Source organism: Gordonia sp. i37, assembly GCF_002043085.1.
GTDB lineage: Bacteria > Actinomycetota > Actinomycetes > Mycobacteriales > Mycobacteriaceae > Gordonia > Gordonia polyisoprenivorans.
In genome coordinates, this window is the sequence record NZ_MVPX01000005.1 from 1 (window position 1) to 1103 (window position 1103).

The following is a 1103-nucleotide window of genomic DNA, read 5'->3' on the forward strand; positions in this document are numbered from 1 at the left end:
TCTGGGGAACCCTACCGCTCAGCGGCACGCGACCACCGATCCGGGGGCTCCATCACCGGTCTGTACCATCGACCCGGGGCGCCCTCCGACGACGACCTCCACCAGCTGGGCATCGGCGTCGATCACGAGGTGATCGGCGACGTATCCGGGAAGTAGATCCCCGACGCCGTCGAGGCCGATCGCGCGGGCCGGTGTGCGCGAACACATCTCGACGGCGGCGATCAACGCCTCCCGGGTGATGGGGCCGCCGTCGGACAGGCCTTGCGCGGCGCGGCGGAACAGCAGGTCCATGGTGGCGGTGCTGCCGGCGATCGCCCCGGTCTCCCGGACCCGGGCCACACCGTCGGTGACGTCGACGTCGAGCACCCCGAGACGATACGAGCCGTCCGACATTCCCGCCGCCGACATGGCGTCGGTGACCAGCGCGATCCGCCGCGGACCGGCGACCCGTTCGACGTAGGACGCGAGGTCGCGGTGCACATGCACTCCGTCACCGACGAGCTCGACGGTGACGCGGTCGTCGCCCAGGAGCGCGAGTACCGGGCCGGGTTCGCGGTGGCGCAGCGGCCGCATGGCATTGAACAGGTGGGTGCCCACCCGTGCGCCGGCGCCGACTGCGGCGCGGGTCTGCTCGTAGGTCGCCTCGGTATGTCCCATCGCGGCAACGACTCCCGCGTCGGCAATACGGCGAATGGCATCGAGACCGCCGTCGAGTTCGGGGGCGATGGTGACCATGCGGACGGCGCCGCCCCCGGCGCGTAACAGCGCGGAGATCTCCTCCGGGTCCGGATCGCGCAGCGTGGTGGGATCGTGCGCACCGCACCGTGCGTGCGAGAGCCACGGCCCTTCCAGGTGGATGCCGGCGATCACTCCGGCCTCGACCTGCTCGCGCAGCGCGGCGACCTGATCGAGCAGCGCCGACGGCGAAGCGCTCACCAGACTGGCGAGAGTGGTTGTGGTGCCGTGTGTTCGGTGAAAAGCCGCCGCCGCAACGATCTCCTCGGCGACACCGTCGGTGTAGCCGGTGCCACCACCGCCGTGCACGTGCATGTCGATGAAGCCGGGAACGATGGTGGCGTACGGGAATTCGCGGTCGGGCAGGG

The 1103-nt window shown here is 70.9% G+C and carries 1 protein-coding gene; it reads right to left on the reverse strand.

Annotated features, from left to right (window positions below):
• Window positions 1-18: 18 nt before the first annotated feature.
• Window positions 19-1103: N-acetylglucosamine-6-phosphate deacetylase (gene nagA, locus B1964_RS00120; RefSeq protein ID WP_079928340.1), on the reverse strand; the 1085-nt coding region annotated here is incomplete at its 5' end.